Here is a 16390-nt window from a genome sequence, read left to right as displayed (position 1 = left end):
CACTCCTTGAGAGCTGCTTTTTGGCGGCTCTCAAATTTTTTTGAAAAATTTTGCGTTTTGGGTGAGAGTTTTTTCGATTTTTTGTACCTATATAAGTGAAAGGGTTTTTATCACAGTTCCAGACAAACCGGAAAGGGGGTTCAAACGATATGTACGATACCGCAAGACGGGTCGCATTCGTCAAGCAGCGGGTGCGGGAAAACAACCGCCGGAGGCAGCGGCGCGAGGTAATAAGTCTCTCCGCAGCGTGTATGCTGCTGTGCGCGGCGCTGATGCAGACAGCGGGCACGGTCGTCGGGCCGGGGCAACCGGAAGCATGGGGCGTGTTCGGCTCGATGCTGCTGCGGCAGGACGCGGGCGGCTATGTGCTGGTGGCTGTCGTCTCCTTTGCCGCGGCGGCGGCGATCACTGCGCTGTGTTTCCGGCTCAAAAACAGGGAAAACCAGAAAAAAGGCGGGGCGGACAAACCAGCCCCGCAAGAACAGGAGGAGAAAAGCCAATGAAGAAACGAATACTCAGCATCCTGCTCGTGTGCTGCATGGTGCTGACACTGCTGCCGACAGCGGCCTTTGCTGCGGGTGAGCTACCGGATGTCAAACTTTCCGTCCCAACGACGTTTGACAAGATAGTGGACCTTACGGGGCAGAACAAAGAATTGAAAATCAAGGACAGCAAGACCTATCTGATCAAGGGCTCCACAGATCCGAACTGGTATTTTCAGTACCGGATCAAAATTGATGGCAAGAACAATACACCGCACATCTTTCTGGACGGTGTCCGCCTTCAGGCACCCGAGGACGGCCCTGCCATCGAGCTTTACGGCGGTGCCTCTGCCTGTCTGTACTTTATCGGCAACGACAGCGAGCTGATCGGCGCGGAGAACTTCGCCGCACTGCAGAAAAACAAAACCGAGGGTTATCTCCGGGTTCTGGTGCAGACGGGGACAAAGCTCACGTGTGAAGGCGGCAGGTATGGCGCTGGCATCGGAGGCTCAAAGGTCGGAATCAAGAAGTTCTCGCAGGGACACGGCATGAACCTTCATTTCGGCTCTCTGGCGACGGATATCTATGGCGGTGAGATTCTTGCGACCAGCGGCGTATACGGTGCGGGTATCGGCGGCGGTCAGGGCGGCGTCGGCGAGCAGATTTATGTGTATTCCGGCAAGCTGACGGTGCGGTCCGTTTCGGAAGGCGCAGGGATCGGTGGCGGTCAGGGCGGCCCCGGACGCTTTATTTATATCAAGGGCGGCACGGTGAATGCCGGCAGCGAGTCAGGCGGAGCAGGAATAGGCAGCGGCGATCAAGACGGACAGAACAAGTCGGAAGATGCGCATCATATCGAGATTTCCGGTGGAACGGTCGAAGCTTGGAGTAACTATGCCGGCGCAGGAATCGGTGGCGGAAGAGGCGGTTCGGGCTATGACATTTCCATCACTGGCGGCGTGGTGAGGGCGCAGGGCTACTTGGGCGCGGGCATCGGCGGCGGCATGAACGGCAACAGCGGGAACATTCTGATCAAGGACACAACGCTGACTGCGCTGGCCTTTCCGCTTTATCAGGACTACGGTTATACAGAGCTGTCTGCATCCGCGGTCGGAAGAGGCTCGAACCGGGCGTACTACATGGCAGTGATGCAAGATCAGGAATTTGCAATGATTATAGAAGAGAACATCAAAATCGGAGCCTCGGACGGGAAGTCCGTGTGGCTGAGCGCGACAGGGTGGCAGTGGCGCCACAACCAGGAACCGTATAAGAAGTACTGGGGCACCACAACGGAGCTTCTTATCCCCAACGAAAATGGGCGCGTGGACCTGCAGCGGTTGAGCCTGCCATATGCCTACAATTACGGCAGAGTGATCAGCAAGCTGGAGCTGCGCTGCGAGGAAAGCACATGCAGCCATGAACTGGGTTGGACGGACCGGGACGGCTGCCACATCTGGGCCTGTGTGAAATGCGGCGCGCGGGACCCCGCTGCGGAAATGTCCAAACAAAACGCCAAACACATTCCCGGCGACTGGGGCAATCAGAAGCAGCTCTGCACTGTGTGCGGCCATGTGATGGGAACGGACACGAAGGCGCCGGTGCTGGAGGGTTTGAATGACGGTGAGAGCTACACCGTCGAGGATACCATCGATGGAAATCCCGGCGCGTACACCTTCACCGTGAGCGACCCGGCTGCATCGGGAGAGACGTCCTCCGGCATCAAGTCGGTGACCATCAACGGCGAGCCGCAAGACGGCCCCACCTATCGTCTCCCCGCGCCGGATGGCGGCAACAATGACGCGGGAGCGGAATATACCGTGGTCGCGACTGACAACGCGGGAAACGAAACTACGGCGACAGTCAGAACATACAGGTGGCACCACGTGAAGGTCATCAGCCCGGACGGCAACGGAACGGCTTCCGCATCTCCTGACAAGGCCGTGGCTGGTACGGAAATCACCCTGACCGCAACGCCCAAAGAGGACTACCGCTTCAAGGAGTGGCAGGTCGTATCTCCGGCAGGGCTTGTAATCACCAACAACAAGTTCACCATGCCGGACAGCAATGTGGAGGTCAAAGCTATCTTCGAGGAGGACGCGCCTACCGCCCCTACCGAGCATACCGTCAGATTCAATGCCAACGGTGGCGGCGGCACAATGGCAGATGTCACCGGCGTTTCCGGCAGCTACACCCTGCCCGCCTGCGGTTTTACTGAACCGGAAGGCAAGCAGTTCAAGGGCTGGTCAACCAGTGCCGACGGTTCGGTTATTTCCGGCACGACCTATGAAGTAAGCTCGGATACTACCTTCTATGCAATCTGGGAGAGTAAAGAGTATTCCATCATCGTAACGGACGGCAAAGCGACAATCGGTGCAGGAAGCGAAATCAGTAAAGCGGCGCAAGGCACAACCATTACTCTGACCGCAAATGCGGCTCCTGACGGTAAGGTGTTTGATAAGTGGATAGTAGAAAGCGGCAACACTACTCTTGAAGATGCGAACAGTGAAACCACTACTTTCATAATGCCTGACAGTGAAGTCAGCGTGAAAGCGACCTACACAATTCCCCATACCCATACCTACGATCAGGAAATTCAGAAGCCGGAAACCCTCAAGTCGGCTGCCGACTGCACCAACGATGCAGTATATTTCAAGAGCTGCTCCTGCGGAGAGATCAGCACAACAGAAACCTTTACAGCGGCAGGTACACAGCTCGGGCACGCATGGGCAAGCGATTGGAGCAAGGACACAGACAATCATTGGAAAGAATGCTCTCGCTGCCACGAAAAGAAGGACGAGGCGGCTCACGATTATGGTAGCGATAACATCTGCGACACCTGCGGATATGACAAGACCGTACCGCATACGCACAATCTGACCCTCGTTCCCGCAAAGGCTCCTACTTGCACGGAGAAAGGCAACACGGCATATTACACCTGCGACGGCTGTGACAAGTGGTTTGAGGATGCAACCGGTGCATCCGAAATTACCGACAAGACAAGCGTAATCCTTGCGGCAACAGGTCATAGCGCTTCCGACTGGAAGTCCGATAATACCGATCACTGGAAAGAGTGCACCGTTGTCGGCTGCGGCGTGATCATCGAGGGCAGCAAGGCGGCGCATACCGCCGGTGAATGGATTATCGACACTCCGGCAACAGCTACCACAAGCGGCTCAAAGCATAAGGAATGCACCGTCTGCGGTTATACGATGGCAACTGAAACTATCTCGGCAACCGGCGGCGGTGAGCATACTCACAGCTATGGCAGCGAGTGGAAGAACGATGCCGACAACCACTGGCATGAGTGCTCCTGCGGCGATAAGAAAGATACTGCAGCGCATACCGCCGGCGAATGGATCATCGATACCCCGGCAACAGCTACCACAAGCGGCACAAAGCATAAGAAATGCACCGTCTGCGGTTATACGATGGCAACCGAAACTATCCCGGCAACCGGCGGCGGTGAGCATACTCACAGCTACGGCTCCGACTGGAAGAACGATGCTACGAACCACTGGCATGAGTGCTCTTGCGGAGATAAGGCCGATAAGGCGGCACACGACTTCAAGTGGGTTGTTGATAAGGAAGCGACCGCAACGCAAAAGGGCTCCAAGCATGAGGAGTGCAGGGTTTGCGGCTACAAGAAGGCGGCAGTTGAGATTCCGGCTACCGGAACACCGACTGAGCCGGGCAAGCCGACCGATTCGGATTCTCCGCAGACCGGTGACAACAGCAATATGATCCTCTGGATCGCACTGCTGTTTGTCAGCGGCGGCGTAGTGATCGGCATCATCGTTTACAGCAAAAAGAAGAAAGAAAACGCTGAATAAATCAGCTGCGAACCTTTGAGCAAAGGGCGGTGACGGACATTGCCGTCATCGCCCTTTCGCTTGGACTGGAGAAGAAATCTTCCATTGATTTATAGCCTGTCCACTTCATAAAGTGACGTATGTTGTTGATATAGGTATCTGCAGTTCGGGAGGACCTGTTACGAATCAGGCATTCCTCTCTGAGCTTGTTAAAATATTTTTCGTACATAATAAACCTCCATGATACTAGTAACGTTAATGAGTCACTGCCATCATGGAGGTTCACGTATTAAAGATACCCTCTTGAGAAAAAGAGATTCTGGTGTTATTCTATTCATGGCAGTGTTAATGATGAACCTGTTCGATTGTTATTTTGTGGTGATTTAACAATACTACTTTTAGGGCTCATTATCTACTGCCTTTTTAAGTTAAAGAGAAAACTGTGCCACAGCCTTCGCAGGCCATCGCACAGCGATTTAGTTCAATTTCAGTTTGCAGAGCTGAGAAGATGAGTTGGACATAATACCCAGCTCAATCTTCCACATGGAAGACATCTTCCACCAGCATATTAAAGTATTTTGAAATCCTAAGCATAAACTCGGCGGAGGGGGTGCTGTCCCCACGCTCTATCCTGCCGACAGTTTTGGTGCTGTATCCGATAGCAGCGGCAAGGTCATCCTGGTAAATGCCACGCTGTTCTCGGATTTCTCGGATATTATTGGTAACCGCCATAAAAATCCCTTCTTTCAGTTCTATAGATATTTTCTTATTGTCAATTATGCAAAATGATGTGTCCGATAAAAAGGACTTGCAATTTTATCGGCAATGCCCTGTAATAGCAGAAGCATCAGATTTTCCAAGAACTTTTCCAAATATGTCTAAGCGGTCATTTTCACTAACCTTGATAGGTGCATACTTTTCATTAAGCGAGATAAGGAAGATTCCGTCTGTATCGTTTTGCAATTTTTTAATATAGGCTTCTCCGTTTAGAGCGAAGATGCCGATTTCTCCATTAGCAACAGATTCCTGCTGTAATACCCATGCAATCTGACCGTCGTGGAATTCAGGTTCCATACTGTCACCACTAATACGGACACCGAAAGTAGTATCTTCCGGTAAGATAGATTCATCTATACATACAGTCTCTTTCGGTCCGTCTACAAGGAAGTTACCGGTTCCGGCTGATACAGCATTTTCAAAAATATCAATGCTTCGGAATGGAATTATCTTAGCAGTCTGCTTTTCATACATTCCGGATGCGTGGAGCAGATTAATATAATCCATAGCTTTTTCCCTGCCTTCATCAGTAAGTGATGAAAAATGATCAGCAGGATTTACTCCAAAATATGCTTCATACATGTTAGTAATACCAAGGATTCTACACACTTTGTAAAATATGGTAACGCTTGGTTCAGCAAGATTTCTCTCCCAGTTGGATATGGCTTTATAGGAAATGGTAATGCCTTCCTTTGCCAGTTCATCAGCGAGGTCTTGCTGGAGCAAGCCTTTCTTTTTTCTATATGATGAAATGATTTCTCCGATTGAGTACATACATACGCCTCTTTTCTTTCATTTTGTTGATTTCTAATGTCTCTTTTCACTCCATAGTATATAGCAACAGTACCAATTATTCAAACTAAAAATCCAATATAATGAGAAAAAAGGACACATGTGTCCGTTGATAGTCGATTATTCTTGGGGGTATACTATGCCCTGTAAGAAACATTACTCATATACTTGGACTAAAGGTTATGGTAATGACAGATTAAATGCAGGAGGGGATGCAGATGGGAGACAGGGTAATACTTCATTCAGATATCAACTGTTGTTATGCTTCGATTGAACATTTGCATCATCCTGAGCTTGCAGGAAAGCCACTGGCAGTAGGCGGTGACCCGGAGGCAAGACATGGGATTGTCTTAACAGCTGACTATATTGCCAAGAAGTACGGTGTGAAAACAGAAATGGCACTCTGGCAGGCAAAGCAGGTCTGTCCGGACATAACATTTGTATCACCAAGAATGGACTTATATCTTCGGTTTTCAAGAATGGCGCATGAGATATATGCAGAATATACGGACAGACAGGAGCCGTATGGAATTGATGAGTGCTGGCTTGATGTGACAGGGAGCAGTTCCCTTAAAGGAGATGGATTGCTTATCGCACAGGAAATCAGCAGGAGAATGAAGTCAGAGCTTGGCATCACAGTAAGTGTTGGTGTTTCTTTCAATAAGATATTTGCAAAGCTTGGTTCCGGAAGCAGCAGAAGTGGTTAAGCTGATATTTGAACTGACCGCACAGGGCAAAAGTAAAACGGAAGTGGCAAATTACCTAAATGCTCAGGGTATTGATACACCATCTGCATATAAAAAGAGAAAAGGAAGCAGAAACTTTTTTCATGTAGTTGAAGTAAAAAGTCTGTGGAGTACTTCTTCTATCCGGGATATATTAAACGATGAAGTTTATCTTGGAAAACTGATATGGAATAAAACTAAGAAGAGGATAGGCAGCAATAACACTTCAAGCTATGTTCCTAAAGACGAATGGATGGTGATAGAAAATTGCCATGAACCCATTATTACTCAGGAATTATTTGATATGGCACACGCTAATTCAAAAAAATGTGTTCGTTTAAAGCGTGGTAAGAGAAACTATAATCCGTTTTATTATTGTGGTGTGTGTGGCAGAGCTTTAGCACCCAGCAAAAGGATAAAAGGTGACATTCTTCTTTGTTACTCGTCAAGAATTGAGGAAAATTCTCCATGCAAAAACAACAGGGTGGAAATTGCCAAGGTTGAAGATGCAATCATGAAAATTGTAAATATGTATGCAACAGCTTATCTGGATGAGAAAGGAATAAAGAAAGCTGGTAAATCGAAAGAAGTATCTCCGGAAGAAAAGATTGCAACACTTGAAAAGAAGGTGAAGAGCCTCAGCAGTAAAAAGATGATGTTGTATTCTGATTATAAGGATGACAAGCTCACAAGAGAAGAGTATGTCAAGCGTTCAAAGGCGATGGTGGAGCAGATTGATGAATTGCATCAGGAAATCGAACAGCTTAAAACAGAAATACCGCCAGAAGATAATTCTTCTAGTAAGTTTGAGACACAGTTAGAAAGTATCATCAATATGGAATCTTTTGATAGAGAGAAAATCCAGAAGGTAATCAAAAAAGTGATTATCAATGGAGAGGACAATATAGAGATTGTATGGAATACAGATGATCCATTTTTCAAGTAAGATGGATGCTTATGGAGTTTGGAGTGTCGAGAAAATATGGCACTCCTTTCTTCTGCAGGCATAAGTATTGCTTTCAATATACTGCGATAGCAGGTATAATGGAAAGTGATATTTGAGGGTACAAAAAATCAATTTTTTTTTGGTCTAGGGTTGACACGAGCAGGGTGAGAGTTGCTTGAGATTTGTTTGGATTAACATGATCAAGTCAGATTATCTCAGATGACAGCGAAAACAAGAAAAAGATAAAAAAATTATCCCAGAATCGACCCAAATAGCCCAAAGGATACAAAGTTCCAGAAAATTGTATCTTTTGGGTTGTTTTTTATTTATTTGCGATATAATTGTGCTAAAACGTAGATTTACTTGCATAAAAGATAAAATAAAGTCCTTGCATTAATTTATTTATGTGCTATACTAAATAAAGCCACTAACATACACCAACGCGTTAAAGTGACGTAAGTTTAAATTGAGAAAACTGAGGAGAAATATCTATAGGATACAAACTGGAAGACAGAGGTGTAGTAAATAGAATCAAACTGGAAAACAGCTTTGCAGTAAATAGACTCAGAAATATCAGAGAGAAAAACCAAAAGAGAAAAAGAGAAAATCAAAACAAAAAAACAAGAAGGAGGACACTATTATGATAGGCGGAGATCTGATCACCTACAGACCTGACATTCAGGTACTTGACGCAACAATAAGAGATGGAGGACTTGTCAACGATTTCTATTTTACTGACGAGTTTATAAGAGCCCTCTATGAAGCGAACATCAAGGCGGGGGTTGATTATATGGAATTCGGCTATAAGGCCTCCAAGGAAATGTTTGATGTGAACAAATTCGGCAAATGGAAGTTCTGCAACGAGGAGGATATAAGAGCCATCGTTGGAGAGAACAATACAGATCTGAAAATTTCAGTTATGGCTGATGTCGGAAGATGCGACTACAAGAAGGATATCATCGACAGAGCCGACAGTGTTATCGATCTGGTGAGGGTGGCGACATACATCAACACCATGCCTGCAGCCATCGAGATGATTGAGGATGCACATGCAAAGGGATACGAGACCACATGTAATATCATGGCAGTTTCAAAGGATCAGGAGTCGGATATCGATCTTGCCCTTGAGCTGCTTGGTAAGAGCAATGTAGATGGAATATACATTGTTGACAGCTACGGCTCACTGTACCCTGAGCAGATCAAGAAACTCGCGGAGAAATATGTCGCAGTTGGAGAGAAGTATGGCAAGAAGATAGGAATACATGCACACGACAACTTAAAGCTTGCCTATGCCAACACTGTTGAGGCAATGAGGAGTGGTGCGAGCATGCTCGATGGAACTGTAAGCTGTATGGGCAGGGGCGCAGGAAATTGTGCGCTTGAGCTTCTTCTTGGATTCCTCAGAAATCCAAAGTACAACCTGTACCACATCTTGAAGTTCATAGAGCAGTACATGGTTCCGCTCAAGGCAAAGGGAGATGCAGTATGGGGCTATGATGTGCCATACATGCTGACCGGAATGCTGAATCAGCATCCAAGGGAAGCCATCGATTTCATCAAGAATGAGAGACATGATTATGCAGATATGTACAGCTACCTTATGTACAGAGAGTAACATGCGGATTGTGGAACAACATATTTTACACTGTAGAATATGTGTAGCCGATAGAGACGCATAGTACAACATATATAGTGGGTTGGGTGCTTATTATGGTGCTCAAGATAAAGGGGAGGACTCCTGGTGTCAGTTATCGCTGGCATCAGGAGTTTTTCTTCTATTTTCCCGTCTGTGTGTTATAATCTGATATGTAGTGTCAAAATATGTCGAAAACAAAAAGAGATGTACTTTTGAAGATATATATGCAGTGTCAGCGCTGGAAAACAGATAGAAAAAACAGGAGGATGACAGCATATGAACATAGGAATATTAGGCGCAGGCAAGATTGCCGGCGTTATGGCGGACACGATAAACAGGATGACTGATGTGAAGCTGTATGCTGTAGGTTCGAGAAGCTGGGAAAAGGCAAATGAATTTGCCAACGAGTTTGCAATAGATAAAGCTTACGGAAGTTATGAGGAACTGGTCAGTGACGATGCGATAGATCTGGTATACATTGCAACGCCGCATTCGCATCACTATGAGCAAATGAAGCTCTGCATAGAACATGGAAGAAATGTGCTATGCGAGAAGGCATTTACCTACAATGCTGCACAGGCTGAGGAGATCGCAGATCTGGCAGCAAAGAAGAATGTGTACGTGGCAGAGGCAATATGGACGCGGTATATGCCGTCCAGACAGATGATAAATGAAATTCTGGAAATTGGCGTAATAGGTGATGTCAGGACTATGACATGTAATCTGTCCTACCCGATATCAAATATAGAGCGGCTTACCAACCCGGAGTTGGCAGGCGGAGCACTTCTGGATGTGGGAGTTTACGGATTGAACTTCATTGTCATGCATATGGGAAAGGATATCTCGGATATTGAGTCCTCTGTTATAATGCACGAGACTGGAGTAGACGGACAGGAGAGTATAACCGTCAAATACAGAGACGGCAGGATGGCAGTGACAACCCACAGCATGTACGGAAGATCAGACAGAAAAGGCATCTTTTACGGTGAGAAGGGATACATGATAGTCCAGAATATAAATAATCCACAGTGGATAGATGTATTTGACTGCGAGGACAGACTGATAAGACATGTGGATGTGCCAAAGCAGATAAGCGGCTACGAGTACGAGGTCATGGAAAGCCTTGATATGATCAGACAGGGACAGTTCCAGAGTAAATCGATGCCTTTGTCAGAGTCTATATATATGATGAAGCTTATGGATGACATTAGAAAAGGGTGGAATAAAAAGTGATAATTATATATATACTTGGCGGAATCATAGCCATATTTCTGATGTACATACTTTTTCTCTTCGTGTGCAGTCTGTTCGTGAGAACTGACAGGCAGTATACGGAGGACAGCAGGTTCTACAGGCATCTGCTGTATGGTGCCACCGGATTTGCCATGTGGTTTCTAAGAGTGAAAATGCATGTGACTGGCATGGAGAAGATTCCAGTGGATGTCAAACCACTCTTTGTGGGAAATCATCTGTCAAATTATGATCCGCTGATAGAATGGCATGTATTTAAGAAGTGGGATGTGGCATTTGTATCCAAGCCGGAGAATTTTAAGATACCGATATTCGGCAGGATCATCAGAAGATGCTGCTTTATGCCGATAGACAGATCAGATCCGGGTAAGGCATTGTCTACGATCAAGACGGCTACCGAGATTCTCCAGAAGGGAGATATGGCAGTTGGAGTATACCCGGAGGGAACGAGAAACAGACAGGGCGGACTTCTGCCATTTCACACGGGTGTTTTCAGGATAGCCCAGAAAGCGCATGCGCCGATAGTCGTCATGGCGATACACGGAACGGAGAATATCTACAGGAATGTGCTGAGGCGCAGATCTGACGTCTATATAGATGTGGTGGATGTGATACCTGCCGATGAGGTAAAAGCAATGAAGAAGAATGAGATCAGCGACAGGGTGAGACTTGTCCTTGAGAAAGATGAAAAGGGTAAAAACTATGGGAAAGAAGTACATTTTATATAATTCACTGGCGGGCAACGGCAAATGTATGTATGACGTGCAGGCACTTGCAGATACATATCCTGATGCGATACTCAAGAAGATGACAGAGATCGCTTCATATGCGGAGTTCATGGGATCGCTTGCAGAGGATGACGAGGTTATCCTGTGCGGCGGTGACGGAACGCTGAACATATTTGTGAATGACATAAAGGACATGGATGTGAAGAATACCATCTACTATTATGCCTCCGGAAGCGGCAATGACTTTGCAAAGGACATAGGACATAACAGTCATGACACTCCGGATTACCAGATAAATCAGTACATACAGCATCTGCCGGAGGTGACGATCAACGGCAAAAAGTGGCTGTTCATGAACAATGTTGGATTCGGAATAGACGGTTACTGCTGTGAGGAGGGCGACCGCCAGAGGACAAAGAATGAGAAAACTCATAAGAACAAGCCTGTGAACTATACGGCTATAGCTATCAAAGGCCTGCTCTACGCATTCAAACCGAGAAATGCTGTGGTGAAAGTGGATGGAGTCCGTCATGAATATAAAAATGCCTGGCTCGTGCCAACCATGAATGGCAGATATTATGGCGGCGGAATGATGGCTACCCCCGGGCAGGACAGACTGAATCCGGAGCATACAGTTTCGGTTATGGTGTTCCACGGCAAGGGCAAGCTTGGAACCCTTATGATTTTTCCTTCTATATTCAAGGGGGAGCATGTCAAGTACGAAAAGCATGTTGATATATTCAACGCAAAAGAGGTTGAGGTTGAATTTGATCGTCCGACACCACTTCAGATAGACGGTGAGACGATACTTGGAGTTACATCATATAAAGTTAAAGCGTGGAGCCTGGATCAGAAATAAAAAAGTTTTGAAAATCCGAATAATATAAAGTTCAAAAAACTTGCAAATATGCTGACGTCATTTATACTATTTTAATAGATTGTACGCTGAAAAAGGAGGTATTGTATGCGGGAGATGCGGAGAAGTGACAGGATGATAACAGATCGTGAAGAGATAGTGGATGTACTTGATTCGTGTAAGGTGTTCCGGATGGCGGTTCACGATGAAGAGGGAATGTACATAGTTCCGCTGAATTTCGGTTATACCTACGAGGAGGATGTTCTGAAGCTTTATTTCCACTCTGCCGGTGAGGGCAGGAAGGTGGATGCTCTGGCAGCGGATCCGAAGGTGGCCATAGAGATGGATACAGATCACTATCTGGTTGAGGGACCAAATGCCTGCAGCTTTGGTTATCTCTACAGCAGTATCATGGGAAATGGCACAGCCAGAAAGCTGACAGATCCTGAGGAAAAGTGCGAGGCACTCAACTGCCTTATGAATCATCAGCTTGCGAGAAATACCGAGAATATGAGATCGTTTGACAAGGTAGAAAAGAAGAAGTATAACTACTCAGACCAGATGCTGGCAGCGGTAAATGTGTATGAGATAGTTGTGGAAAATTTTACGTGTAAGTCAAGGCGATAAGTATATGGAATCTATGCAATTGCCATTGTGGTTTAAGGAATTGACGTAAAACATAATACAAATTATAATCAGACAGGATATAATGAAGCGATCATCAAGCAGACTCTTGATGATAAGTGATATAGCAGAAAGGTGAAAACAGGAGATGGATTACAACAAATTAGCGGATTTGATATTTGCAGATATAACAGATACAGTGGATGACCTTGAGAAGAGATTTCCGGAGAGAGAGCTTCCAGAGGGGGCAAGGGTAACAAGATTTGCGCCAAGCCCTACAGGATACATGCACATCGGTGGACTGTATGCAGCCATGATCTCAAGAAAGCTTGCAAAGCAGAGTGGCGGCGTGTTCTACCTCAGAATAGAGGACACTGACAGAAAGAGAGAGCTTGAGGATGGTGTAAATGAGATCATCAATTCGCTGAAGAAGTTTGACCTTGGATTTGACGAGGGACCATTTGAGGGTGGCGAGACTATATATGGCCCATATAAGCAGAGCGAGAGAAAAGAGATATATCAGACCTGTGTCAAGAAGCTTATGCAGGAGGGATATGCATATCCTGACTTTACAACAGCCGAGGAGCTTGATGAGATCAGGGCAAAGCAGGAGGCTGCAAAGGTTGACATAGGATATTACGGCGAGTATGCAGTAGGAAGAAATCTGACATACGAGCAGATAGAGGAGAAGCTTGCAGCGGGCGAGCCATATGTCGTGAGACTCAAGAGTCCGGGCGAGGCAGGAAAGACTGTTATCTACAGCGATCCTATCAGGGGCAAGATCGAGATGCCTGAGAATATCATGGATGTGGTACTTCTGAAGTCAGACGGAATACCTACATACCATTTTGCACATGCAGTTGACGATCATTTCATGAGGACAAATCTTGTCATCAGAGGTGACGAGTGGCTTGCATCATATCCACTCCACAAGCAGCTCTTTGATCTGTGTGGATTTGCGCTTCCAAAGTATGCGCACATCGCACCTATCATGAAGCTTGAGGTTACAGTGGACGAGGAGGGCGAGCACCAGAGAAAGAGAAAGCTCAGCAAGAGAAAGGACCCGGAGGCTGCGGTTGGCTTCTATGCAGAGCAGGGATTCCCATCAGTCAGCGTGCTTGAGTACCTTATGACAATAGCAAACTCCAACTACGAAGAGTGGCATGCAGCACATGCAGACAAGACAATAGACGACTTTACATTATCACTCAAGAAGATGCCTGTCAGCGGCGCACTTTTTGACATGGTGAAGCTTAATGATGTCAGCAAGGAGATGATCTCAAAGCTCACAGCCGAGGAGTGTTACGACCTCATCATGGAGTGGGCAAAGGAGCATGACGAGAACATATACACATTTGGCACACAGGACAAGGACGGCTTCATGAAGACCATCAACCTGTGGAAGATGTCAGGCAAGAAGGTCCGCAAGGACGTCGGCAAATGGTCAGATCTGCGCGCGATGTTCGGTTATCTGTACACACCTGAGGATGAGCTGGATCTCCAGTATGAGATAGACGAGAAGTACACACCGGAGATGATCACAGAGGTTATCGAGGAGTACAAGAAGGATCTCTTCCTTGACTCAGAAGACTGGTTCTCAAGCATGAAGGTCATGGGCGAGAAGATCGGCTACTGTCCAAATGTCAAGGAGTACAAGCAGAATCCTGACGGATACAAGGGTAGCATCACAGATGTATGTACCATAGTAAGAGTTGCCATAACAGGCAAGCAGAACTCACCTGACCTGTTCACCATCATGAACGTGATAGGAAAAGACAAGACCGTGGGCAGACTGGACAAGTTCCTTGCGTGGGTGAATAGATAGGATGTATCAATTGGATGTGCACATTAAGTTGACATAGTCTGTATCGTGTTTGACATAACCATGCAGGAGCGCTCCCGCTCAACTCAGGCTGCAGCGGCACTAGCGCTCGCAGGCTCACTGAGAGCCGGCGCCTTCGTATGTCCTGCATCAGTTAATGTCAAAACGATTACAGATTGTACTATATACTTGTGCACATCCAATTGATGAAGATTGGTTAAAATATATTTAGAAGGGATTGGATTACTATGAACAAGAAGATATATGACGGTTATACATATGTAGACGGTGGCGTGTGCGCGGCCAAGGGTTTCACGGCAAATGGACTTAACTGTGGACTGAACCCTGATAAGAACAAGAATGATCTTGGAATGGTATTTTCAGAGGTGCCATGTGTGGCAGCAGGCGTGTATACACAGAACAAGGTGAAGGGCGCACCGGTCACAGTTACCAAGGAACACCTGAAGAAATCTGGCAACAAGGCACAGGCAGTCATTGTGAACTCCAAGAATGCCAACACATGCAACGCGGATGGAATAGAGAAGGCTGAGAAGATATCCCAGCTTGCAGCGGATGCCCTGGGTATAGATGTGAACCTTGTCATCAATGCTTCAACAGGTGTCATCGGACAGATCATCCCTATCGAGCCATTTGAGGAGCATATGAAAGAACTTGCAGACGGTCTCACAGCAGACGGCAACGACAAGGCGGCAAATGCTATCATGACCACAGACACAGTTGATAAGCAGGTTGCTGTCCAGTTTGATATAGACGGTGTGACATGTACTTTAGGCGGTATGGCAAAGGGAAGCGGAATGATCCATCCAAATATGGCTACAACGCTTAACTTCATCACATCAGACATAGCCATCACATCAGAGCTGATCCAGAAGGCGCTCTCAGAGATCGTAAAGGTTACATACAACTGCCTCTCCGTAGACGGAGATCAGTCCACAAATGATACCCTGACAGTCATGGCAAATGGCCTTGCTGGCAACAAGCTCATCGACACGGAGAACGAAGCTTATGAGAAGTTCAAGAAGGCCCTCTATATAGTTATGGAGTGCATGACCATGATGCTTGCATCAGACGGTGAGGGAGCAACCAAGATGATCGAGTGTACAGTTGCAGGGGCACCTGACCTTGACACAGCCATTATCGTGGCAAAGAGCGTTATCCGTTCCCCACTTACAAAGTGTGCTATGTTCGGCGAGGATGCCAACTGGGGACGTATTCTCTGTGCCATCGGATATGCGGAGGCTGACTTTGATATAGACAAGGTTGCAGTAGATCTCGAGTCGGAATTTGGCGTGGTTCCAGTATGCCGCAACGGCGCAGGCGTACCATTCTCAGAGGAGAAGGCAGCCAAGGTATTGAGCTCAGATGAAATCCACATCAACATAGATCTCGGAATCGGCGATGTTACAGCCAAGGCATGGGGCTGTGACCTGACATATGATTACGTGAAGATCAATGGGGATTATCGTTCATAGGTTTTACTCGTAAATAAAAATAAGACACTGATCAAAATGATGTTGGTCAGTGTCTTATTTTTTTATGGGAAATGGCTGTTTGCAGCCGGAAACACCAGTTATGTAATTCATATCAACATTGTAATACCTGGCAAGTTCGATAAGACATTCAATCGGCATGCGAACTTTGCCTTTCTCGTAGTCAGAATATGTTGTCTGTGCAACATGTATTATATTTGCAACCTGAGTCTGGTTAAGGTCATTGTCTTCGCGAAGAGATTTGATTATTTCATAATAATGCATTAGGTACTCCTGAGTCACTGAAAAAATATACTTTTATAAAATATATTACAAATGTTCATTGAAATTGACTTTTAACGGGCATTCCGTTAAAATGAGAAGCAATAGGATATTAGCAAAAGAAAAATGGGGGGATGCACTTGGCAAATAATGAAGATTGTGTTTTTCTT

14 protein-coding genes and 1 pseudogene are annotated in these 16390 nt (G+C 46.4%); 11 read left to right on the top strand and 4 right to left on the bottom strand.

Translation table 11 applies throughout. The features are described 5' to 3' along the window. Positions 1-149: 149 nt before the first annotated feature. Complete coding sequence (locus DWW70_RS11460; protein WP_118649881.1) at positions 150-503, top strand: glycosyltransferase; 354 nt, start codon at positions 150-152, stop codon at positions 501-503. After that, positions 500-4312: an InlB B-repeat-containing protein gene (locus DWW70_RS11455; protein ID WP_118649880.1), complete on the top strand. Its 3813-nt coding sequence runs from the start codon at positions 500-502 to the stop codon at positions 4310-4312. Before DWW70_RS11460 ends, DWW70_RS11455 begins: the two co-directional genes overlap by 4 nt. 1 nt (position 4313) lies before the next feature. Here the strand turns inward: DWW70_RS11455 and DWW70_RS14905 are convergent, their stop codons facing one another. From DWW70_RS14905 to DWW70_RS11440, 3 genes are all read right to left on the bottom strand, one after another. Further along, positions 4314-4520 carry a hypothetical protein gene (locus DWW70_RS14905; RefSeq protein ID WP_117781706.1) on the bottom strand — a complete coding sequence of 69 codons (207 nt, stop codon included), beginning with the start codon at positions 4518-4520 and terminating at the stop codon, positions 4314-4316. Between the two features lie 302 nt (positions 4521-4822). Further along, positions 4823-5023: a helix-turn-helix transcriptional regulator gene (locus DWW70_RS11445; protein ID WP_004611564.1), complete on the bottom strand. Its 201-nt coding sequence runs from the start codon at positions 5021-5023 to the stop codon at positions 4823-4825. Between the two features lie 84 nt (positions 5024-5107). Then, on the bottom strand, positions 5108-5842 hold the full coding sequence (locus DWW70_RS11440) for a helix-turn-helix domain-containing protein (protein WP_118649879.1): 735 nt from the start codon (positions 5840-5842) through the stop codon (positions 5108-5110). A gap of 236 nt (positions 5843-6078) precedes the next feature. Between DWW70_RS11440 and DWW70_RS11435 the strand changes: the two are divergent. From DWW70_RS11435 to argJ, 9 genes and pseudogenes are all read left to right on the top strand, one after another. After that, positions 6079-6546, top strand: a pseudogene (locus tag DWW70_RS11435) (DNA polymerase Y family protein); the annotation flags it as partial. A 13-nt stretch (positions 6547-6559) separates the two neighbouring features. Further along, on the top strand, positions 6560-7531 hold the full coding sequence (locus tag DWW70_RS11430) for a recombinase family protein (protein ID WP_243017718.1): 972 nt from the start codon (positions 6560-6562) through the stop codon (positions 7529-7531). A gap of 640 nt (positions 7532-8171) precedes the next feature. Continuing rightward, a complete protein-coding gene (locus tag DWW70_RS11425) occupies positions 8172-9146 on the top strand; it encodes an aldolase catalytic domain-containing protein (protein ID WP_015534020.1) in 975 nt (324 codons plus the stop codon). A 297-nt stretch (positions 9147-9443) separates the two neighbouring features. Then, complete coding sequence (locus DWW70_RS11420) at positions 9444-10400, top strand: Gfo/Idh/MocA family protein (protein WP_118649877.1); 957 nt, start codon at positions 9444-9446, stop codon at positions 10398-10400. Beyond that, the gene (locus tag DWW70_RS11415) at positions 10397-11146 is read left to right on the top strand and encodes a lysophospholipid acyltransferase family protein (protein ID WP_055147142.1); all 750 of its coding nucleotides are present in this window, start codon (positions 10397-10399) and stop codon (positions 11144-11146) included. Before DWW70_RS11420 ends, DWW70_RS11415 begins: the two co-directional genes overlap by 4 nt. Continuing rightward, a complete protein-coding gene (locus DWW70_RS11410) occupies positions 11121-12005 on the top strand; it encodes a diacylglycerol/lipid kinase family protein (protein ID WP_055147145.1) in 885 nt (294 codons plus the stop codon). The genes DWW70_RS11415 and DWW70_RS11410 overlap by 26 nt, the downstream gene beginning before the upstream one ends. 105 nt (positions 12006-12110) lie before the next feature. Next, entirely contained in the window at positions 12111-12629 is a 519-nt protein-coding gene (locus DWW70_RS11405; RefSeq protein ID WP_015534017.1) for a pyridoxamine 5'-phosphate oxidase family protein, read from the top strand. Between the two features lie 145 nt (positions 12630-12774). Continuing rightward, positions 12775-14451, top strand: coding sequence for a glutamate--tRNA ligase (gltX, locus tag DWW70_RS11400; protein WP_118649876.1), 1677 nt, complete (start codon positions 12775-12777; stop codon positions 14449-14451). 245 nt (positions 14452-14696) lie between these two features. After that, the gene (argJ, locus tag DWW70_RS11395; protein ID WP_022216915.1) at positions 14697-15941 is read left to right on the top strand and encodes a bifunctional glutamate N-acetyltransferase/amino-acid acetyltransferase ArgJ; all 1245 of its coding nucleotides are present in this window, start codon (positions 14697-14699) and stop codon (positions 15939-15941) included. Positions 15942-15995: 54 nt separating this feature from the next. Here argJ and DWW70_RS11390 read toward each other — a convergent pair whose 3' ends face one another. Continuing rightward, positions 15996-16223 (bottom strand): helix-turn-helix domain-containing protein, encoded by a 228-nt coding sequence (locus DWW70_RS11390; protein ID WP_117551189.1) that lies wholly within the window; start codon positions 16221-16223, stop codon positions 15996-15998. Between the last annotated feature and the right edge of the window lie 167 nt (positions 16224-16390).

Source organism: Coprococcus sp. AF16-5 (genome assembly GCF_003479365.1).
Taxonomy (GTDB): Bacteria; Bacillota; Clostridia; order Lachnospirales; family Lachnospiraceae; genus Coprococcus; species Coprococcus aceti.
The sequence above is the reverse complement of the archived record's forward strand: the minus strand, read 5'-3'. Positions and strand labels throughout refer to the sequence as shown.

Bases quoted from the DNA above. Each gene is read 5' to 3' on its own strand.
- gltX (WP_118649876.1), top strand. From the start codon at position 12,775: ATGGATTACAACAAATTAGCGGATTTGATATTTGCAGATATAACAGAT.
- DWW70_RS11405 (WP_015534017.1), top strand. From the start codon at position 12,111: ATGCGGGAGATGCGGAGAAGTGACAGGATGATAACAGATCGTGAAGAG.
- DWW70_RS11455 (WP_118649880.1), top strand. From the start codon at position 500: ATGAAGAAACGAATACTCAGCATCCTGCTCGTGTGCTGCATGGTGCTG.
- DWW70_RS11425 (WP_015534020.1), top strand. From the start codon at position 8,172: ATGATAGGCGGAGATCTGATCACCTACAGACCTGACATTCAGGTACTT.
- DWW70_RS11410 (WP_055147145.1), top strand. From the start codon at position 11,121: ATGGGAAAGAAGTACATTTTATATAATTCACTGGCGGGCAACGGCAAA.
- DWW70_RS11445 (WP_004611564.1), bottom strand. From the start codon at position 5,023: ATGGCGGTTACCAATAATATCCGAGAAATCCGAGAACAGCGTGGCATT.
- DWW70_RS11440 (WP_118649879.1), bottom strand. From the start codon at position 5,842: ATGTACTCAATCGGAGAAATCATTTCATCATATAGAAAAAAGAAAGGC.
- DWW70_RS11420 (WP_118649877.1), top strand. From the start codon at position 9,444: ATGAACATAGGAATATTAGGCGCAGGCAAGATTGCCGGCGTTATGGCG.
- DWW70_RS11460 (WP_118649881.1), top strand. From the start codon at position 150: ATGTACGATACCGCAAGACGGGTCGCATTCGTCAAGCAGCGGGTGCGG.
- DWW70_RS11390 (WP_117551189.1), bottom strand. From the start codon at position 16,223: ATGCATTATTATGAAATAATCAAATCTCTTCGCGAAGACAATGACCTT.
- argJ (WP_022216915.1), top strand. From the start codon at position 14,697: ATGAACAAGAAGATATATGACGGTTATACATATGTAGACGGTGGCGTG.
- DWW70_RS14905 (WP_117781706.1), bottom strand. From the start codon at position 4,520: ATGTACGAAAAATATTTTAACAAGCTCAGAGAGGAATGCCTGATTCGT.